The following is a 1077-nucleotide window of genomic DNA, read 5'->3' as shown; positions in this document are numbered from 1 at the left end:
CAGGTCAGGCCTGCCAGGTAGAGCAGGGCGGGCACCGGGCCCGTCGCACCGGGCGGCATGTACACCGCGAAACGCATGGGCAGGCCGATCTCCGAAGAGTCGTGCTGGTAGAAGGTCTGGATGCCGTCAAAGCAGGCGTGCTCTGAGAGGGTAGTGAGCTTGGCCATCAGAACAGCACCACACCGCGAATCGATTCACCACTCTTCATCAAATCAAACCCCTTGTTGATATCTTCCAGTGGCATGGTGTGGGTGATCAGCGGGTCGATGCTGATCTTGCCCTCCATGTACCAGTCCACAATCTTCGGCACATCGGTGCGCCCGCGTGCCCCACCAAAGGCCGAGCCTTCCCATTTGCGGCCTGTGACCAGCTGGAACGGCCGGGTGCTGATCTCTGCCCCGGCTTCGGCCACGCCGATGATGATGCTGCGGCCCCAGCCCTTGTGGGTGCATTCCAGCGCCTGGCGCATCACCTGGGTGTTGCCTATGCACTCGAAGCTGTAGTCGGCCCCGCCGTCGGTGAGTTGCACGATGGCATCGACAACATTCGGCACTTCCTTGGGGTTGATGAAGTGGGTCATGCCGAACTGGCGCGCCATGGCTTGGCGCTCGGGGTTGATATCCACCCCGATGATCTTGTCGGCGCCCACCATCTTGGCCCCCTGGATGACGTTCAGGCCGATACCGCCCAGGCCGAAGACGACCACGTTGGCACCGGCTTCGACCTTGGCGGTGAACAGCACGGCGCCAATGCCGGTGGTGACACCGCAGCCGATGTAGCAAACCTTGTCAAACGGTGCGTCCTTGCGGATCTTGGCCAGCGAGATTTCTGGGGCCACGGTGTAGTTGCTGAAGGTGGAGGTGCCCATGTAGTGGAAGATGGGTTTGCCGTCCAGGCTGAAGCGGCTGGTGGCATCGGGCATCAGGCCTTTGCCCTGGGTGCCGCGGATGAGTTGGCACAGGTTGGTCTTGCGGCTCAGGCAGAACTTGCACTGGCGGCATTCGGGGGTGTACAGGGGGATGACGTGGTCGCCCTTTTGGAGCGTGGTCACACCGGGGCCTACGTCCACCACAATGC

General features: G+C 62.2%; 1 protein-coding gene and 1 pseudogene. Both read right to left on the bottom strand.

Going from position 1 to position 1077, the window contains the following annotated elements; all coding sequences use genetic code 11:
• A pseudogene (locus AC097L_RS26000) lies at window positions 1–167 on the bottom strand (S-formylglutathione hydrolase); the annotation flags it as partial.
• Window positions 167–1077: zinc-binding dehydrogenase (locus tag AC097L_RS25995; RefSeq protein ID WP_479589574.1), on the bottom strand; the 911-nt coding region annotated here is incomplete at its 5' end. The gene AC097L_RS25995 and the pseudogene AC097L_RS26000, both read right to left, overlap by 1 nt.

The sequence above is a fragment of the Rhodoferax sp. RT5P35 genome (genome assembly GCF_056521385.1).
The sequence above is the reverse complement of the archived record's forward strand: the minus strand, read 5'-3'. Positions and strand labels throughout refer to the sequence as shown.